At 70.3% G+C, this 17,983-nt stretch carries 18 protein-coding genes; 10 read left to right on the top strand and 8 right to left on the bottom strand.

The features are described from left to right. The first annotated feature begins 50 nt into the window (after positions 1-50). The 6 genes from dacB to folE all read left to right on the top strand — a co-directional run bounded on the left by dacB (position 51) and on the right by folE (position 7,647). Entirely contained in the window at positions 51-1,535 is a 1,485-nt protein-coding gene (gene dacB / locus ACFWSK_RS13600; RefSeq protein WP_383784447.1) for a D-alanyl-D-alanine carboxypeptidase/D-alanyl-D-alanine-endopeptidase, read from the top strand. 49 nt (positions 1,536-1,584) lie between these two features. Continuing rightward, positions 1,585-2,715 (top strand): zinc-dependent metalloprotease, encoded by a 1,131-nt coding sequence (locus tag ACFWSK_RS13605; protein ID WP_383784449.1) that lies wholly within the window; start codon positions 1,585-1,587, stop codon positions 2,713-2,715. Between the two features lie 191 nt (positions 2,716-2,906). Then, complete coding sequence (gene tilS, locus ACFWSK_RS13610; RefSeq protein ID WP_383784452.1) at positions 2,907-3,995, top strand: tRNA lysidine(34) synthetase TilS; 1,089 nt, start codon at positions 2,907-2,909, stop codon at positions 3,993-3,995. An 83-nt stretch (positions 3,996-4,078) separates the two neighbouring features. Further along, positions 4,079-4,618 (top strand): hypoxanthine phosphoribosyltransferase, encoded by a 540-nt coding sequence (gene hpt / locus ACFWSK_RS13615; RefSeq protein ID WP_069756216.1) that lies wholly within the window; start codon positions 4,079-4,081, stop codon positions 4,616-4,618. A gap of 217 nt (positions 4,619-4,835) precedes the next feature. Then, entirely contained in the window at positions 4,836-6,881 is a 2,046-nt protein-coding gene (ftsH, locus tag ACFWSK_RS13620; RefSeq protein WP_383784453.1) for an ATP-dependent zinc metalloprotease FtsH, read from the top strand. A gap of 160 nt (positions 6,882-7,041) precedes the next feature. After that, positions 7,042-7,647 carry a GTP cyclohydrolase I FolE gene (folE, locus tag ACFWSK_RS13625; protein ID WP_383784456.1) on the top strand — a complete coding sequence of 202 codons (606 nt, stop codon included), beginning with the start codon at positions 7,042-7,044 and terminating at the stop codon, positions 7,645-7,647. 21 nt (positions 7,648-7,668) lie between these two features. On the opposite strand, the gene ACFWSK_RS13630 is transcribed toward folE, so the two are convergent. The 6 genes from ACFWSK_RS13630 to ACFWSK_RS13655 form a co-directional block, all read right to left on the bottom strand. After that, complete coding sequence (locus ACFWSK_RS13630) at positions 7,669-8,154, bottom strand: DUF3180 domain-containing protein (protein ID WP_383784458.1); 486 nt, start codon at positions 8,152-8,154, stop codon at positions 7,669-7,671. Between the two features lie 68 nt (positions 8,155-8,222). Next, the gene (gene folK / locus ACFWSK_RS13635; RefSeq protein WP_383784461.1) at positions 8,223-8,834 is read right to left on the bottom strand and encodes a 2-amino-4-hydroxy-6-hydroxymethyldihydropteridine diphosphokinase; all 612 of its coding nucleotides are present in this window, start codon (positions 8,832-8,834) and stop codon (positions 8,223-8,225) included. After that, on the bottom strand, positions 8,831-9,190 hold the full coding sequence (gene folB / locus ACFWSK_RS13640) for a dihydroneopterin aldolase (protein ID WP_328910881.1): 360 nt from the start codon (positions 9,188-9,190) through the stop codon (positions 8,831-8,833). Before folB ends, folK begins: the two co-directional genes overlap by 4 nt. A gap of 190 nt (positions 9,191-9,380) precedes the next feature. Next, complete coding sequence (locus ACFWSK_RS13645; protein WP_383784463.1) at positions 9,381-9,863, bottom strand: nuclear transport factor 2 family protein; 483 nt, start codon at positions 9,861-9,863, stop codon at positions 9,381-9,383. After that, entirely contained in the window at positions 9,860-10,657 is a 798-nt protein-coding gene (gene folP / locus ACFWSK_RS13650; protein WP_383784537.1) for a dihydropteroate synthase, read from the bottom strand. The genes ACFWSK_RS13645 and folP overlap by 4 nt, the downstream gene beginning before the upstream one ends. Positions 10,658-10,802: 145 nt before the next feature. Then, positions 10,803-11,990, bottom strand: coding sequence for an ABC transporter ATP-binding protein (locus ACFWSK_RS13655; protein WP_383784466.1), 1,188 nt, complete (start codon positions 11,988-11,990; stop codon positions 10,803-10,805). Between the two features lie 142 nt (positions 11,991-12,132). On the opposite strand from ACFWSK_RS13655, the gene ACFWSK_RS13660 reads away from it, so the two are divergent. From ACFWSK_RS13660 to ACFWSK_RS13675, 4 genes are all read left to right on the top strand, one after another. Continuing rightward, complete coding sequence (locus ACFWSK_RS13660) at positions 12,133-12,852, top strand: ABC transporter permease (RefSeq protein WP_383784468.1); 720 nt, start codon at positions 12,133-12,135, stop codon at positions 12,850-12,852. Positions 12,853-12,855: 3 nt separating this feature from the next. Further along, complete coding sequence (locus tag ACFWSK_RS13665; protein ID WP_383784471.1) at positions 12,856-13,530, top strand: ABC transporter permease; 675 nt, start codon at positions 12,856-12,858, stop codon at positions 13,528-13,530. Between the two features lie 46 nt (positions 13,531-13,576). Further along, positions 13,577-14,554, top strand: a complete 978-nt coding sequence (locus ACFWSK_RS13670; protein WP_383784474.1) for an ABC transporter substrate-binding protein — start codon at positions 13,577-13,579, stop codon at positions 14,552-14,554. A gap of 103 nt (positions 14,555-14,657) precedes the next feature. Continuing rightward, the gene (locus ACFWSK_RS13675; protein ID WP_383784477.1) at positions 14,658-15,695 is read left to right on the top strand and encodes a hypothetical protein; all 1,038 of its coding nucleotides are present in this window, start codon (positions 14,658-14,660) and stop codon (positions 15,693-15,695) included. 33 nt (positions 15,696-15,728) lie between these two features. Here the strand turns inward: ACFWSK_RS13675 and ACFWSK_RS13680 are convergent, their stop codons facing one another. Both ACFWSK_RS13680 and ACFWSK_RS13685 read right to left on the bottom strand, forming a co-directional pair. Beyond that, positions 15,729-16,871, bottom strand: coding sequence for an NADH-quinone oxidoreductase subunit D (locus tag ACFWSK_RS13680; RefSeq protein WP_383784480.1), 1,143 nt, complete (start codon positions 16,869-16,871; stop codon positions 15,729-15,731). Between the two features lie 50 nt (positions 16,872-16,921). After that, a complete protein-coding gene (locus ACFWSK_RS13685; RefSeq protein WP_383784483.1) occupies positions 16,922-17,917 on the bottom strand; it encodes an SAM-dependent methyltransferase in 996 nt (331 codons plus the stop codon). Positions 17,918-17,983: the final 66 nt, after the last annotated feature.

A 17,983-nucleotide genomic window follows, 5' to 3' on the forward strand; every position in this document is an offset into this window, starting at 1 on the left:
ATTAAGTGTCCCCCACGCAGATGGGTGCTCGCGAAAGGGGCTGGTCAACGGTGGCCGAGCCGGTGGAAAGACCGTCGATCCGTCCGTCGAACATGTGGGACAGGCTGAAAGACCCGAAGAACCGGAAACGGCTGATCGGGTCGGGCAGTCGGCAGTTCGTAGCAGGCTCCGCGGTGCTCGGACTGCTCGTGGCCGCCGGCGCCGTCGTCGCCGCCGGCCCCTGGGACTCCGGTCAGCGTAAGGCCGAGCGGGACCGGGTGGTCGCCCGGGATCGTACAGGTGGCGCACATCACGAGGGCAGCACGCCCGCCGCTCCGAAGCCGGCGCCCAGCGCCCCCGCCGTGCTCACCGCACTGGGCGGCCCCGTCACCCGGACGGCGCCCCAGGACGCCGCCGGTCTCACCGCGGTCCTCGGCCCCCTCCTGAACGGCCCCGCCCTCGGCACCCGCCGCACCGGCGCCGTCATCGACACGGCCACCGGGAAGCAGCTGTACGGCCAGGGCACCGGCACCCCGATGACGCCCGCCTCCACGGTGAAGATCGCCACCACCGTCGCCGCGCTCCGCGCCCTCGGCCCCGACCACCGCATCGCCACGACCGTCCGGGCGTCCGCGGACTCGCGGACCCTGACCCTCGTCGGCGGCGGCGACCCCACCCTCGACAAGGCCGCCCTGCGCCGCCTCGCCGCCGACGCGGCGGACGCGGTGCGGGAGCAGGAGATCAGTAGCGTCGAGCTCACCTACGACACCTCCCGCTACACCGGGCCCCCACTTCACCCCATCGGCCCCAACGAGAACATCGCCCCCGTCAGCGCCCTCATGGTCGACGAAGGCCGGCTCGACGGCTCGGCCTACGGGCCCGCCCCGCGCACCGCCGACCCCGCTGGGGACGCCGCACGCGCCTTCGCCGAGCTGCTCGACGAAGCGGGCATCGGCGTCGAGGCCCCGCCCGCCCGCCACCGCGCCCCCGCCAAGTCCCGCACCGTCGCCACCCACCGCTCGCAGCCGCTGTCCGCGCTCGTGGAGCGGGCCCTGACCAACAGCGACAACGACATCGCCGAGGCGCTCGTCCGTGAGACCGCGCTGGCGACGGGTGAGCGGCCCGACTTCGCGGGCGGCCGACGGGCCGTCACCGCACAGCTCAAGAAACTGGGCCTGCCGACCGCCGGCGCGAATCTCGCCGACGGCAGCGGCCTCGACCGGAACGACCGGGTGACCGCCGCCCTGCTCGCCGGCCTCCTGGCCCTCTCGGCGGACCCCGCGCACCCCGAACTCCGCCCCGTTCTCACGGGCCTCCCGGTCGCCGGATTCAACGGCACCCTGAAGGGCCGCTACACCGAGAAGTCCCAGGGCACCGGCCTGATCCGCGCCAAGACCGGCACCCTCACCGGAGTGAACACACTCGCCGGAACCGTCGTCGACACGCGAGGCCGGCTCCTCGCCTTCGCCTTCCTCGCCACCGGCACGACCTCACCGGCCGAAGCCCAGTCCTCGCTCGACACCCTGGCCACCGCTCTTGTCGAAGGCCCCCGGTGAGCGGCCCAACACCCCTCCACGGGGCGACCCCCTCACGTACGGTTGACGCATGACGAGCATCGGTGGTGCCGAGATGGTCGACTGGAATCTCGCGGCGGCGACCGCGACCCGGCTCGTGCGGCCGGGGCCCGAGATCAGCCGTGAGGAGGCCCGCGCCGTCGTCGCGGAGCTCCGCAGGCATGCCAAGGCTTCGGAGGAGCACGTCCGTTCCTTCACCCGGATGATCCCGGACGGGGCCGAACCGGAGGACACCCCCGTCCTGGTCGTCGACCGGGCCGGCTGGATCAAGGCCAACGTCGCGGGCTTCCGGGAACTGCTCCGCCCGCTGCTGGAGAAGATGCAGGACCGGCGCCCAGGCGGCGCCGGCGGAGCCGTGCTCGGTGCGGTCGGCGGCAAGGTCACCGGCGTCGAGCTGGGCATGCTGCTGTCGTTCCTGGCCTCCCGAGTGCTGGGGCAGTACGAGACGTTCGCCCCCGCCACCCGCGAACTCCCGGCCTCCGCCAAGGGCGGCGGACGACTGCTGCTCGTAGCCCCCAACATCGTGCACGTCGAGCGCGAACTCGAGGTCGAACCCCATGACTTCAGGCTGTGGGTGGCACTGCACGAGGAGACGCACCGCACCCAGTTCACCGGTGTGCCGTGGCTCCGTGACCACCTGAAGGGCGAGATCCAGTCGTTCCTCGACGAGACGGACGTCGACCCGATGACCGTCCTGGAGCGCCTGCGTGAGGCCGCCCAGTCGCTGTCCGGCGCGGGCCGCCCCGAGGGCGAGGAGGGCGAGGGCCGCAGCCTCGTCGAGATCGTCCAGACGCCCGCCCAGCGGGAGATTCTCGGCCGCCTCACCGCCGTGATGTCCCTGCTCGAAGGGCACGCGGACTTCGTGATGGACGGTGTGGGGCCCGAGGTCGTCGGCTCCGTCGCCGAGATCCGGGAGAAGTTCCAGCAGCGCAGGGCCCGTGGCGCGGGCCGCCTCGACCAGGCGCTGCGCAAGCTCCTGGGACTCGACGCCAAGCTCCGTCAGTACCGCGACGGAGAGCGCTTCGTCAGCGCCGTGGTCGGCGAGGTCGGTATGGACGGCTTCAACCGGGTCTGGACCTCACCCAACACGCTCCCCACCAAGGCCGAGATCGCCAAACCGGCGGACTGGGTCGCGAGGGTGCACCGTAAGCCAGAGTCGTGATCTTGCCCCGCCCGAAGGCCGAAGAATGCCCCTCCAATCACCCATCCGAGGGACCATAGGGGCATGGGAAGGCGTGCAATGCTCGATGAACAGCTTGGCTCTGTCACCATCGACGCACTCTGAGTGACGGGACTCACGTTCTGTCCCTTCGAGGCACCCCCCCCCGAAAAACTTCACGAAGGGCACCGGACATGGGTCCCCATCCTGCGGTCGCGGCGATACGCCTGGCGGTTCGCCGCGTACTCCACGACGTACTCACCGAATACGACCGCCACACCGACAAGACCGGCCGCGCCGAGTTCGCCGAAGCCGGCGCCGGCACGCAGCGCGCCACACTTCCCGGACGGCCCGATACCCCACTCGTGCTCGTGGCATGCTCCGGCGGAGCCGATTCCATGGCGCTCGCCTCCGCCCTCGCCTTCGAGTCCCGCAAGCTCGCCGTCCGGGCGGGCGGAATCACCGTCGACCACAACCTCCAGCCGGGGTCGGCCCTGCGCGCCGCCGAGGTCGTCAGCCGGCTCGGCGCCATGGACCTCGACCCGGTCGAAGCGGTCGCCGTGCACGTCGGCCGCGAGGGCGGCCCCGAAGCCGCTGCCCGAGACGCGCGCTACGCGGCCCTGGACGCGGCGGCCGAGCGCCACGGCGCTGCCGCAGTCCTGCTCGGCCACACCCGCGACGACCAGGCGGAAACCGTCCTGCTCGGTCTCGCCCGCGGCTCGGGCATCCGCTCGCTGTCCGGGATGGCCGCGGCCTCCGGCCCCGCCGGACGCTACCGGCGCCCCTTCCTCCAGCTCGACCGGCAGACCGTCCGCAAGGCATGCATGGTCCAGTCGCTGCCCGTCTGGGACGACCCGCACAACATCGACCCGGCCTACACCCGCTCCCGGCTCCGCCACGAGGGCCTGCCCGCTCTGGAGAAGGCCCTCGGCAAGGGGGTCGTCGAGGCCCTCGCCCGTACGGCCCAGCTCTCCCGCGACGATGCCGACGCCCTCGACACCTGGGCCGCCGAGGCCGACCGTTCCGTACGCGACGACGCGGGGCAGCTGGAGTGCGCCAAGCTCCACGTCCTGCCGCCCGCCGTGCGCCGCAGGGTGCTGCGCCGGGCGCTGATCGAGGCCGGAGCCCCCGCCGGTTCGCTGTTCGCCCGTCACATCGAGGAAGTCGACCGTCTCATCACCGGATGGCGCGGCCAGCGCGCCATCAACCTGCCGGGCCGCGTCGAAGCCCAGCGGCAGGGTGGCAGACTGGTCATTCGGCAGAGCTGTAGCGCAAGCGGCTGAAGTGCAGGCGAAACGGCCGGCCGGCCCGGGGCACCACTCCGGGGCGGCAGGCTAAGAAAGAGACGCGGGTGAACGAGAAGGACATGGGTACCGACCTTCAGTCGGTGCTCCTCACCAAGGAAGAGATCGACGCGAAGCTCGTCGAGCTGGCCGCGAAGATCGACGCGGAGTACGCGGGCAGGGACCTGCTCATCGTCGGCGTCCTCAAGGGCGCGGTGATGGTCATGGCGGACCTGGCACGCGCCCTGTCCACCCCCGTCACCATGGACTGGATGGCCGTCTCCTCGTACGGCGCGGGCACCCAGTCCTCCGGGGTCGTCCGCATCCTCAAGGACCTGGACACCGACATCAAGGGCAAGCACGTCCTGATCGTCGAGGACATCATCGACTCCGGCCTGACGCTGTCCTGGCTGCTGTCCAACCTGGGTTCGCGCGAACCCGCGTCGCTGGAGGTCTGCACCCTGCTGCGCAAGCCGGATGCCGCAAAGGTCGCCATCGACGTGAAGTGGATCGGCTTCGACATCCCCAACGAGTTCGTCGTCGGCTACGGGCTGGACTACGCGGAGAAGTACCGCAACCTCCCCTTCGTCGGCACCCTGGCCCCGCACGTCTACGGCGGCTGACGCCCGGCCGCCCGCCCTGCCCGGCCGCCCGCCCAACCCGGCAGGGCGGCGGGGAACCCTGAACGGCTTCCCGCCGTTGGAGCTTCGAAGGCGGGATTTGTCAGACGTCCCCGGCGGTCGCGGGTGACAATGCTGGGGTACCGTCCGAAGAACAGTCTTTTCTCACAGCAGCATTTACCTACGGGCAGGAGGGACGGGGCGACTTCGCTCCGTATGGATGGACGTGAAGCGATACTTCCGTGGGCCGGTCATGTGGATCGTGCTGGCCGTCCTCGCCGTGGTCGTGTTGATGCAGGTCGTCGGCTCGTCGGGCGGCTACAAGACGGTAGACACCGGCGAAGTGATCCAGGCGATCAGTAAGAACCAGGTGGAGCAGGCCAAGCTCACCACTGGTGACGAACAGATTCTCAAGATTGAGCTGAAGGACGGCCAGAAGCTCGAAGGCGAGTCCGGCAGCAAGTTCCAGGCGAGCTACATCGGCAACCAGGGCGTCGAGCTGGCGGACACCCTGCAGCAGAAGTTCGAGAGCGGTGACATCGAGAAGGGTTACACCGTCTCGCCGTCGAAGCAGTCCCCGTTCGTCTCGATCCTCCTCTCGCTGCTGCCGTTCGTTCTGATCGTGGTCGTCTTCCTGTTTCTGATGAATCAGATGCAGGGCGGCGGTTCCAAGGTCATGCAGTTCGGCAAGTCCAAGGCGAAGCTGATCACCAAGGACACGCCGAAGACGACGTTCGCCGACGTGGCGGGGTCGGACGAGGCCGTCGAGGAGCTCCACGAGATCAAGGAGTTCCTCCAGGAGCCGGCGAAGTTCCAGGCCGTCGGCGCCAAGATCCCCAAGGGCGTCCTGCTGTACGGGCCTCCCGGTACGGGCAAGACGCTGCTGGCCCGCGCGGTCGCCGGCGAGGCGGGCGTCCCGTTCTACTCGATCTCCGGTTCCGACTTCGTCGAGATGTTCGTCGGTGTCGGTGCCTCCCGAGTGCGTGACCTCTTCGAGCAGGCCAAGGCGAACGCTCCGGCGATCGTCTTCGTCGACGAGATCGACGCTGTCGGCCGCCACCGCGGTGCCGGCATGGGCGGCGGTCACGACGAGCGCGAGCAGACACTCAACCAGCTGCTCGTCGAGATGGACGGCTTCGACGTGAAGGGCGGCGTGATCCTGATCGCCGCCACGAACCGGCCGGACATCCTCGACCCGGCGCTGCTGCGCCCGGGACGCTTCGACCGGCAGATCGCGGTCGACCGTCCCGACATGCTGGGCCGTCTCGAAATCCTGAAGGTGCACAAGAAGGGCAAGCCGGTAACGGACGACGTCGATCTCAACGCCGTCGCCCGCCGTACCCCCGGCTTCACCGGTGCCGACTTGGCGAACGTGCTGAACGAAGCGGCGCTCCTCACGGCGCGCAGCAACCGGAAGCTGATCGACAACGCCATGCTCGACGAGGCCATCGACCGCGTCGTGGCGGGTCCGCAGAAGCGGACCCGGATCATGTCCGAGAAGGAAAAGAAGATCACCGCGTACCACGAGGGCGGACACGCCCTGGTCGCGGCGGCTTCCCCCCAGTCGGACCCGGTCCACAAGATCACGATCCTCTCCCGCGGCCGCGCCCTCGGTTACACGATGGTGCTCCCGGAAGAGGACAAGTACTCCACGACGCGCAACGAGATGCTCGACCAGCTCGCGTACATGCTGGGCGGGCGCGCGGCCGAGGAGCTGGTCTTCCACGACCCGACCACCGGCGCTGCGAACGACATCGAGAAGGCCAGTGCGACGGCCCGCGCGATGGTCACGCAGTACGGCATGACGGAGCGGCTCGGCGCGATCAAGTTCGGTGGCGACAACACCGAGCCGTTCGTCGGCCGCGAGATGGGCCACCAGCGCGACTACTCGGAAGAGGTCGCCGCGCTGGTCGACGAAGAGGTCAAGAAGCTCATCGAGACCGCGCACAACGAGGCGTGGGAAATTCTCGTCGAGAACCGCGACATCCTCGACGCCCTGGTCCTCGAACTCCTCGAGAAGGAGACCCTCGGCAAGGAGCAGATCGCCGAGATCTTCGCCCCGATCGTCAAGCGTCCGGCCCGCCCGGCCTGGACCGGTTCCTCGCGACGCACGCCGTCGACGCGGCCGCCGGTCCTCTCTCCCAAGGAGCTGGCCCTCACCAACGGCGTCACCACCGCCAATGGTTCGGCCACCCCGGCGGAGATCGCCCCGAAGGACATCGCCCCGGCGACGGAGTCGATTCCCGAGGAGCGTCCGGAGAGCTAGACCCCGTACCGACACCGGTGTGTCCCCCGTCACGAGGGCCCCGCCGGGCCCGGAATGGATGCCGCGCCCCCCAGGTTTTAGCCTGTGGGGGCGCGGCTTTTCGTATGCCTGCGAGGTTTGCGCGAGCACGCACACGCGACAGCACGAGGAACGAGGACAGATGACCGACCCGGTGACGCTGGACGGCGAAGGCACGATCGGTGAGTTCGACGAGAAGCGGGCCGAGGCCGCCGTGCGCGAACTGCTCATCGCGGTCGGGGAGGACCCGGACCGTGAGGGCCTGCGCGAGACGCCGGGCCGGGTGGCGCGTGCGTACAAGGAGATATTCGCCGGGCTGTACCAGGAGCCCGAGGACGTCCTGACGACGACGTTCGATATCGGCCACGACGAGATGGTGCTGGTGAAGGACATCGAGGTGTTCAGCACATGTGAGCACCACCTGGTGCCGTTCAGGGGTGTCGCGCACGTCGGCTACATCCCGGCGACCACCGGCAAGATCACCGGGCTCTCGAAGCTGGCCCGGCTGGTCGACGTCTACGCGAGGCGTCCGCAGGTCCAGGAGCGGCTGACCACGCAGATCGCCGACTCGCTGATGGAGATCCTGGAGCCGCGGGGGGTCATCGTCGTGATCGAGTGCGAGCACATGTGCATGTCGATGCGGGGCATCCGCAAGCCGGGCGCGAAGACGATCACCTCGGCCGTCCGCGGCCAGCTCCGTGATCCCGCTACGCGTGCCGAGGCCATGAGCCTCATCATGGCCCGCTGACGCCGTCCGAGAGGCGTCCGCCTAGGCGGACGCCGCGCTCCGGTCGCCGTCGTCCTTGTCCTCCGGGAGCTTGCAGACGCGCTCCAGGAACAGGGCGGCGGCGATGACCGCGATGCCCGCCAGAACCGCGAAGCCGGCGTAGATGGCCTGTTCGCGGCGGGGCGGGATGTCGAGCGAGCCGAGCAGGAAGACGCCCGTGCCGCCGTACATGCCGGCGACCAGAGCGGTGACGAGGGCGCTGGCCTGGCCGAAGACGACCGCGCGGGCCGCCATCAGCGGCTCGACGCCCTTCGCGCCCGGCCGTCGCTCCCGCTGGGCCCGCAGACGGGTGCGGATGGAGAGTGCCGTCGCGAGCAGGACCACGGCGATGGCCGCCAGGACCACCGGGGCCGCGAGAGGGACGCTCGGCAGGGTCCCCAGGGAGTCCCATAGACGGGCCGCACCCCAGGACAGCACGCCGGCGGCGGCGAAGAGTCCGGCCAGTACCCCGAGCCGTAGTTGCTTCACCGAGAGAGCCGCCCTTCGCCGCCGGATGTCCGTGGATTGCCTGTATGGGTGTTCGTCGAGCCTAACGACTACTCGGGCAGACGGAGTTCCAGGTCGGCCCGGGCGAGGACGCCGGCTTCCCCGATTCCGGTGAGCAGGTCGGCGACCGCACCGGCGCCCGGCAGCTCGGCCTCGGGGTCCACGTCGCGCCAGGGGGCGAGCACGAAGGCGCGCTCACGGGCACGGGGGTGAGGCAGGGTGAGCTGCGGGTCGTCGGAGACCACATCGGCGTACGCGACGATGTCGACGTCGATGGTGCGCGGACCCCAGCGCTCCTCGCGGACCCGGTCGAAGGCTTCCTCGATGGCCTGGCCGCGCTCCAGCAGGGAGGACGGGGGCAGTGTCGTCTTCACGACGATCACCGCGTTGAAGTACGAGGGCTGGGAGCCGGGAGCGACGCCCCAGGGCTCCGTCTCGTACACCGGGGAGACCGCCTTGACCCGGAGGCCGGGGGTGTCTTCCAGCGCGTCGATGGCGCCCTGGAGGGTCTCCAGGCGGTTGCCGAGGTTGGAGCCCAGGGAGATCACGGCCCGTTTGGGGTTGGAAAGCGTGATGTCCGCGGCATCCACCTGCTCGACCACGGCGGCGGGAACCGGCTGTACGGTCGGGTCGCTCTGCCCCTCGGTGGAAAATGCAGTCATGCTCGGCTCCGGGTGATGGTGATGGTCACGTCATCGAACGGGACGGTGATCGGGGCGTCCGGTTTGTGGACGACCACCTCGACCTCCTGGACGCCCTCGTGCTTGAGGCACTGCTGGGCGATGCGTTCCGCGAGGGTCTCGATCAGATCGACCGGCTCGCCCTTGACCACGTCGACGACCTCCTCCGCGACCACGCCGTAGTGCACGGTCTTCGTCAGGTCATCGGTGGCCGCCGCGGGACGGGTGTCCAGACCGAGCACCAGGTCGACGATGAACGTCTGGCCCTCTTCCCGCTCCTTGGGAAACACACCATGGTGCCCACGGGCCTTGAGGCCGCGCAGCGCGACACGATCCACGCGAATCACTCCTGCTGTTGTTGGTCGTAGGGACACCCGGCTGCGTGCGGGCGGCGAAGTGCCCTCTTCCGAATCTACCTGCGAGCACCGACAGCGCTCGCCCGCGGGGCTCTGGACAGGACCCCGGAGGGTTGGTAGCCGCCCATACCCCGGGGCCCGGGAACCCAACCCATAACGAAGGCGTACCCACTCAGGAGGGTGTGTCCTCGTCCTCTTGCTCACCGGTTTCGGCCAGTACCGGCGAACCGTGGTGGGACCACAGCTTCCAGCCATCGGAAGTGCGGCGGAACACGTTGGTCGCGACGACGAGCTGGCCGACGAGCGGTCCGAGCGCGTTGCCCTCCTCGGCCGGGCCGCCGCTGAGGATGTTCTCGGTGCAGGTCACGAGGGCCGTGTCGCCGGTCATGGAGACGCCGACATCGGTCAGGAAGAACTGGATGTACTCCGTGTTCGCCATGATCAGCGCGTAGCTGCGCAGCACCTCGCCGCGCCCGGTGAGCACCGGCCACCCGGGGTGGACGCAGGAGATCGTGAGGTCCTCGCCGGGCAGCCAGAGGCCGGAGAGCGTGTCGAAGTCACCGCGCTCCATCGCCTCGTAGAAGGCGGTGTTGGCCTGCTCCACGGCCTCGATGTCGGCGGCCGCCTCCGCGTGCTCGTCGCGCGGCCCGCTCACGCCGCTCCCTCGATGGCGCGGGCGACCCGTACGGCGTCGGCGGTGGCCCTTACCTCGTGCACCCGTACCGCCCACGCGCCCGCCTGGGCGGACAGGGCGGAGATCGCGGCCGTCGCGGCGTCGCGCTCGCGGGCGGGCGGTGGGGCGGCGCCCTCGCCCGCCAGGACGTGGCCGAGGAACCGCTTGCGGGAGGCGGCCACGAGCAGCGGGCGGCCCAGAGTGCGCAGCTCGTCGAGGTGGGCGACGAGCGAGAGGTCGTGGGAGGCGTCCTTGGCGAATCCGAGACCGGGATCGATCACGATCCGTTTGGGGGACACTCCGCCCGCGATCACGGCTTCCATGCGTGTGCGCAGTTCCGCGACGACTTCGGCGACGACGTCGTCGTACACGGCCCTGCTGTTCATGGACTCGCTGAAGCCGCGCCAGTGCATGACGACGAACGGGATGTCCGCGGCGGCGACGACCGGGACCATGTCCGGGTCGGCGAGGCCGCCGCTCACGTCGTTGACGAGCGCCGCGCCGGCGGCGACGGCCTGCTCGGCGACGCGGGCCCGCATGGTGTCGACGGAGACCGTGACCCCCTCGGAGGCCAGGCCCCGCACGACCGGGACCACGCGCCGCAGCTCCTCCGACTCGTCCACCCGGCTGGCACCCGGGCGCGTCGACTCGCCGCCGACATCGATCAGGTCGGCGCCCTCGCCGGCCAGCACGAGGCCGTGCTTGATCGCGGCCGTGGTGTCGAACCACCGGCCTCCGTCGGAGAAGGAGTCGGGCGTCACATTGACGACCCCCATGACCGCACAGCGGTCCCACTCCGGCAGGTCCTGCACCGTGCCGCGTCCGCGCAACGTACTCATACGCCCAGCGTAGGCCCGCCGGGAGGCCCGTAGCGCCGCACGGTGCGTGCGCTCCGGGCGCGGCGGGAGCGCGCCCGTGCGGTCACGGGGCCGCCGTCGTCACGCTCGCCACGGTCTCCACCGCGACCGTCGCGCGCGGTACGTCCTGGGCGTCCGCGTCGATCGAGCGGCGCAGAGCCTCGTGGAGGCGGGCGGGGGTGAGGACACCGAGGAAGCGTCCTGCGCTCTCCTCGTCTATCACCGCGATCCAGCCCGCGTCGTGCTGGAGCATCGTGGCGAACGCCTGCTTGAGCGGCGCGCCGAGGGGGAGCCATGCCTCCATTCGGCGGGCGTGCTCGCGCACGGTGCCCGAGGAGGCGGCCGAGGCGGCGTCGCCCGCCGGAATCCAGCCGTGCAGATTGTCGTCCCCGTCGAGCACCACGGCCCAGCGCGCGCCCTCGGCCCGCAGCCGCTCGGTCGCCTTCGCCACGGGGTCGTCGAGGTGGACGACGGGCGGCTGGTCCAGGTCGCTCTCCTCGATGGGCGTGACGGAGAGCCGCTTCAGACCGCGGTCGGCGCCGACGAAGTCCGCGACGTACGGGGTCGCGGGGGCGCCGAGGACGGTGGCGGGGGAGTCGAACTGGTCGATGCGGCCCTGCCCGTACACGGCGATCCGGTCACCGAGCCGGACGGCTTCCTCGATGTCGTGGGTGACGAAGAGGATGGTTTTGCGGACCTGGTCCTGGAGCTTCAGGAATTCGTTCTGAAGACGTTCCCGTACGACGGGGTCGACCGCGCCGAATGGTTCGTCCATCAGCAGTACGGGCGGGTCCGCGGCCAAGGCGCGGGCCACGCCCACGCGTTGACGCTGACCACCGGACAGTTGTTCCGGATAGCGGTCACCATAAACGGAAGGATCGAGTCCGACGAGATCGAGGAGTTCGGCCGCGCGCTCGCGCCCCTTTCCGCGTTTCCAGCCGAGGAGATGGGGGACGGTGGCGGTGTTCTCCAGCACGGTGCGGTGCGGGAAGAGGCCGACCTGCTGGATCACATAGCCGATGCGGCGCCGGAGTTGGACGGGGTCGATGGCGGATATGTCGTCCCCGTCGAGGAATATCCGTCCCTCGGTCGGTTCGATCAGCCGGTTCACCATCTTCATGGTGGTCGTCTTGCCGCAGCCGGAAGGTCCGACGAGCGTGACCAGTTCACCCTCGCCGACCTCGAAGGAAAGGTCGTCGACGGCGGTGGTGCCGTCGGCGTACCGCTTGGTGACGTGCTCGAAACGGATCATGGTTCCCCATTGTGACGCGCGTTCTGTGAAGGCCGTGTTGCCGGAATGCGACGGCCTCGGCGATTGTCAGTGGTCGAGGATAGGGTCGCCAGACATCAGTTCGGTACGAGAAGCGCGACGGTGAATCAGGGGGGTGGGACGGGTGGCCGGAGAGAACTGCCTCGTGGCGAACGACTGGATCTGCGGCGAGTATCTGCGTTCCCGCAGCCAGGAGTTGACCGATGCGACCGTCCAGCACATCTGGATCACCGCTGTATCGGTGCTGATCGGGCTGGCCGTGGCCTTTCCGCTGGCGCTCCTGGCCCGCCGCGGCCGGCACTTCGCGGGACCGGTGCTGGGGCTGACGACGGTGCTGTACACCGTGCCGTCGCTGGCGATGTTCTCGCTGCTGCTGCCGCTGTTCGGACTGTCGGCGGCCCTGGTCGTCACCGGCCTGGTGCTCTACTCGCTGACCATTCTCGTACGGAACATCCTGGCGGGCCTGGAAGCGGTGCCCCAGGAGGCGAAGGACGCCGCGAAGGGCCTGGGATACGGCCCGGCGCGGCTGTTGTGGGAGGTCGAACTGCCCCTCGCGCTTCCCGCCTTGATGGCCGGTCTGCGGATAGCCACGGTGTCGACGGTCGCGCTGACTACCGTGGGCTCGCTCGTCGGCAAGGGCGGTCTCGGCAATCTCATCGAGGACGCGCTGCCGAGCCTCTTCAAGGCCCAGGTGCTGACCGCTTCGGTGCTCTGCGTACTGCTCGCGGTCGCCGCCGACCTGCTGCTGCTCGGCGTGCAGCGACTGCTCACGCCCTGGACCCGAATACGCGCGACGACAGGCCCCAGGGGCGGGGCCCTGGTCGCGAAGGTGGAGGCGGGCTGACCCGTGGGAGTCATCGGCGACGCCTGGACCTGGCTCATCACCGGGTCCAACTGGTCCGGGGAGGGCGGGGCGGCGCACCGGCTCGCTGAGCATCTGTACGTCAGCGGGGTGGCGCTCGCACTGGCCTGCGCGATCGCCCTGCCGCTCGCGCTGTATCTGGGACACCTGGGCAAGGGGGGTGCGCTCGCGGTCAACATCTCCAACGTGGGGCGCGCCGTGCCGGTCTTCGCGGTGCTGGCCCTCTTCATGCTCACGCCGCTGCGCAACTCCGGCTACTGGCCCACGATCATCGCGCTGGTGCTGTTCGCGGTGCCGCCGCTCCTCACCAACGCCTACGTCGGGATGACGGAGGTCGACCGCTCGGTCGTCGAGGCGGCCAGAGGCATGGGGATGTCCGGCCCGCAGCTCTTCGCACGGGTCGAGCTCCCGCTCGCCTACCCCCTGATCATGACCGGGCTCCGCTCCGCCGCCGTCCAGGTGGTGGCCACCGCCTCCATCGCGGCGATGGTCGGACTGGGCGGCCTGGGCCGGATCATCACCGCCGGATTCAACACGTACGACACCGCGCAGGTCTTCGCGGGCGCGGTGCTGGTCGCCGGGCTCGCCCTGGTGGTCGAGGGGACGCTGATGGCGCTGGACCGGCTGCTGTCCCCCCTGCGCCGCCGGCGGAGCGCCTGACGCGGTGCAGCTGTTTGTCACCTTTTCGCTGTGGACGGAGAACATCATGAGCAGGACCTCGCGCATAGCGGGTGCGGTCATCGGAACGGTCGCGCTGGCCGGGTCGCTCGCCGCGTGCGGCGGCAGCCTTGAGAAGGAGAAGAGCGGTTCGGGCACCGCGTCGGGCTCGGGCTCCAAGAAGGGCTCGCTCGTCGTGGGTGCCGCTTCGTTCACCGAGTCCAAGGTGCTCGCCGAGCTGTACGCACAGATTCTCGGCGACGCCGGATACAGCACCTCGATCACCACCGTGAAGAACCGTGAGCTGTACGAACCCTCCCTGGAGAAGGGTGAGATCGACGTCGTACCGGAATACGCGGCGACGATCGCCGAATTCCTCAACGCCAAGGTGAACGGGGCGAGCGAGGCGGAGAAGAAGCCCGTCGCCTCCGGAGATGCCGCCGCCACGGTCGCCGCCCTGGAGAAGCTCGCCACTCCGCTCGGCCTGAAGGTGCTCCCGCCGGGCGACGCCGTCGACCAGAACGCCTTCGCCGTGACGAAGGAATTCGCCGAGAAGAACAAGCTCAGCACTCTTTCGGACCTCGGCAGGTCGAAGATCAAGGTGAAGATCGCCGCCGGTGACGAGTGCGAGGTCCGGCCGTTCTGCGCACCGGGGCTGAAGAAGACGTACGGGATTGATGTCATCGGTATCGACCCCAAGGGTGTCGGCACTCCGCAGTCGAAGCAGGCCGTCAAGGACGGCAAGGACCAGCTCGTCCTGACGACCACCACCGACGCGGTGCTGGACAGTTACGGCCTGGTGTTCCTGGAGGACGACAAGAAGCTCCAGAACGCCGACAACGTCCTGCCGGTGCTCAATGCCAAGGACGCCGGCGCCCAGGACATTGCCGATGCGCTCGGGAAGCTCACCGGGGCACTCACCACGCAGGACCTCGCGGAACTGAACCGCAAGGTCGACGCCGAGCGCGCCAAGCCCGCCGATGTGGCCAAGGAGTATCTCCGGGCGAAAGGCTTGCTCAAGAAGTAGAGAGCGATGATTCGGGTGCTTGGGGAGGCCGTCAGGTAACCGGCGGGGAACAGATTGCCGGGCGGTCTCCCAAGTAACCCGTACGCACGGTAAATTTCGAGCCATGCCACGTGGACGTCACCGCCATTCGCCACCCCTGCACAGAATCCTGCCGCCTTCCCTGGTGGCCGGAGTGTCGGTCGTCTGTGCCGCCGGCGCCTGGCTGCTCGCCGAGCCTCTCGCCCTGCGCGGTCTGGTGGCCGCCACCGCGGCAGCCGCTCTCTCCGGCGCGTATCTGATGCGCAGCTGGGACCGGGCCGCGGGACTGCGCGTCGCGGAACTGACGCGCGCCCGCGCCAGCGACGAGTGGAAGACCGAGGAGCGCATAGCCGAGCTCGAGGCCGACCTCGAGGAATCGAGGGAACTGCGCACCCGGCTGGAGACGAAGCTGCGCCGCAAGCGCGTGGAGCTCGCCGGTCTGCGGGGCGAACACGCCGCGCTGCTGCGCCGGTACGCGAACGCCGAGACCGAGCGGGCCACCGCGCTGGAGGGCCGCAGGCAGCTGGCGCTCGAAGTGGGCTCCGCGCCCCGGGAGTTGCCCGCCGCCCGTTCCACGCCCACCCCTGCCGCGTACCTCCGTGCCGCCCAGGCGCTGCGGGACCTCACACGCAACGCCGCACTCCAGGAGGCGCGCCGCACCGCCGAGCAGGCCAGGCAGCGCGACCTCGCGGAGCGGGCCCGGACCCGGGACGCGGAGGCGGACGGCCCGAAGGGGAAGCACGCGGCGGCCGCCGGGGCGGGCGATCACCAGCACCGCCGCCCGTCGGCCGCCCCGCCTGCCCCGCAGCTCTCGCCCGTACCCCGGCCCGTGCCCGCGCCGCGCCCGATCCCGGCGGCTTCGGCCGTCGTTCCGTACGCGGCCGCGCGCCGGCACCTCGTCCCGCAGGGCAGCTTCGACTTCTTCGGTACGCAGAAGACGAACGCCGCGATCGAGGCCGTGCAGAACGAGGACCTGGCCGACGTGGTGGGCGAGGAAGCCCTCGCCGCCCACCGGACGGGCGCGGCGGAGAACCGGGCCGTGGGCAAGGTCATCGACCTCACCGCGCACGACGAGACCGAGCAGCTGGACGTCGCCGGGCTGCGCAGCGCCATCTCCTCGTAGAAGCCCGCCCCGCGGGGAGCTCCCGCGGGGCGGCTACTTGTCGATGTCGCCGACGACGAAGAAGAGCGAGCCCAGGATGGCCACCATGTCGGCGACCAGGGTGCCGGGCAGCAGCTCGGTGAGGGCCTGGATGTTGTTGAACGAGGCGGAGCGGAGCTTCAGCCGGTACGGGGTCTTCTCGCCCCTGGACACCAGGTAGTAGCCGTTGATGCCGAGCGGGTTCTCGGTCCACGCGTAGGTGTGGCCCTCGGGCGCCTTCAGCACCTTGGGCAGCCGCTGGTTGATCGGCCCCGGCGCCAGGTCGGCCATCCGGTCCAGGCAGGCATCCGCGAGATCGAGCGCGTTGTGCGACTGACCCAGCAGGCACTCGAACCGTGCCAGGCAGTCGCCCTCGGTGGCTGTGACGACCTTGAGCGTGTTCTGAAGCTCTCCGTACGCGAGATACGGCTCGTCGCGCCGCAGGTCGAAGTCGACCCCGGAGGCGCGGGCGATCGGCCCGGACACCCCGTACGCGTGTACGGCCTCGGCGGAGAGCACACCCACCCCGCGGGTACGGGCCCGGAAGATCTCGTTGCCCAGCACCAGCTTGTCGTACACGTCCATCCGGGACCGGACCGAGGCGATCGCGTCCCGCGCGCGGCCGAGCCAGCCCGCGGGAAGGTCCTCCTTGAGCCCGCCGACCCGGTTGAACATGTAGTGCATCCGGCCGCCGGAGACTTCCTCCATCACGGCCTGGAGTTCCTCGCGCTCCCGGAACGCGTGGAACATCGGGGTGATCCCGCCCAGTTCGAGAGGGTAGGAACCGAGGAACATCAGGTGGTTCAGGACCCGGTTCAGTTCGGCGAGCAGGGTCCGCGTCCACACGGCGCGCTCGGGAACCTCCATGCCGAGCATGCGCTCGACGGCCATGACGACGCCCAGCTCGTTGGAGAACGCCGACAGCCAGTCGTGGCGGTTGGCGAGCATCACGATCTGCCGGTAGTCGCGGGCCTCGAACAGCTTCTCGGCGCCCCGGTGCATATAGCCGATGACCGGCTCGGCGTGCTGGATGCGCTCGCCGTCGAGGACGAGCCGCAGGCGGAGCACTCCGTGGGTCGAGGGATGCTGGGGGCCGATGTTGAGCACCATGTCGGTGCTCTCTGCCGCGCCGCCGATGCCGACCGTCGTCTCCGTCATGCCGGACAGTATCCCCCGGTCGCCCGGGGGATCACCCAGGACCCCGCTCGTCAGGCGCCGGCGGGGGCGAACGGCGGCCGCACCCGCTGCGACAGCCAGCCGAAATCGCCCAGTCCGCCCCGCGCCGTGAGCTCCGCCGCCTCGCCCGACGCGGAGAGCGCCCGGACGTATCCGGCAGGGTCGGACGACGCCAGGGAGAGCGGCGGCCGCTCACCGCTCACGCCCAGCTCCCGGAGCGACGCACGCTGGTCACGCACCTCTGCCGGTACGCCCGACACGGCGCTCCCCGCCTCCGCGCACGCGTCCAGCGCCACATGGGACGTGAGGTCGCAGCCGCCGTCCGGCACCGGACGCACCTCGCGGCCCGCCCGGAAACCGGTCAGTGTTCCGAACGGCGGCCTCGCCTCCCGTACGTGCGCGTAGTCGACCGCCACCGCCAGGCCCCCGGCCAGCGACGCGACCGCCCGCGCCCACGCCTCGTCGCGCGGCCGGCCGATCTCCGCGCGGTCGCCGGGACCGGTCAGCGGCCACCAGCGCCGCAGCCACTCCGCGTCCGCGCCGCTCACCGGGTCGCCCAGCCGCTCCGCACCGTCCGCCCGCCGGACGAGGACTTGGCGCGCCAACCCGTCGGCGTCGGCCTCCGCGATGTCCGTGGGGACGTTGTCCAGCCACTCGTTGGCGAAGAGCAGCCCGCTGACCCCCTGCGGAGGCTCGGCGCACCACTCGATCCGCGGATCGAGGCCGGGCGGGCGCACGGCGATCTCCACCGCGTACGCCCGCACCTTCAACCCGGCGGGCACCGCGGCCAGCACCCCCGTCAGCAGCTCGCCCCGCCCCGCGCCCATGTCCACCAGGGAGACCTCGTCCGTGTCCAGTTCCCGCGCGGTCCCGGCCAGCAGCCGGGCGACGGCGGCGGCGAACAGCGCGGAGGCGTGCACCGACGTGCGGAAATGTCCCGCGGGCCCTTCCGGTCTCCGGTAAAAGCCCTCGTCCCCGTACAAAGCGGTCTCAGCCGCTTCCCGCCAACCGCACCAGTCATCCGTCACGTAGGCAAGTCTCCACCTTGGGGAGTACGGTCCCAGGACCTGGATCGGCCCTCCGGCTGACCCGGG

It is taken from the genome of Streptomyces sp. NPDC058620 (assembly GCF_042717135.1).
Classification (GTDB): domain Bacteria; phylum Actinomycetota; class Actinomycetes; order Streptomycetales; family Streptomycetaceae; genus Streptomyces.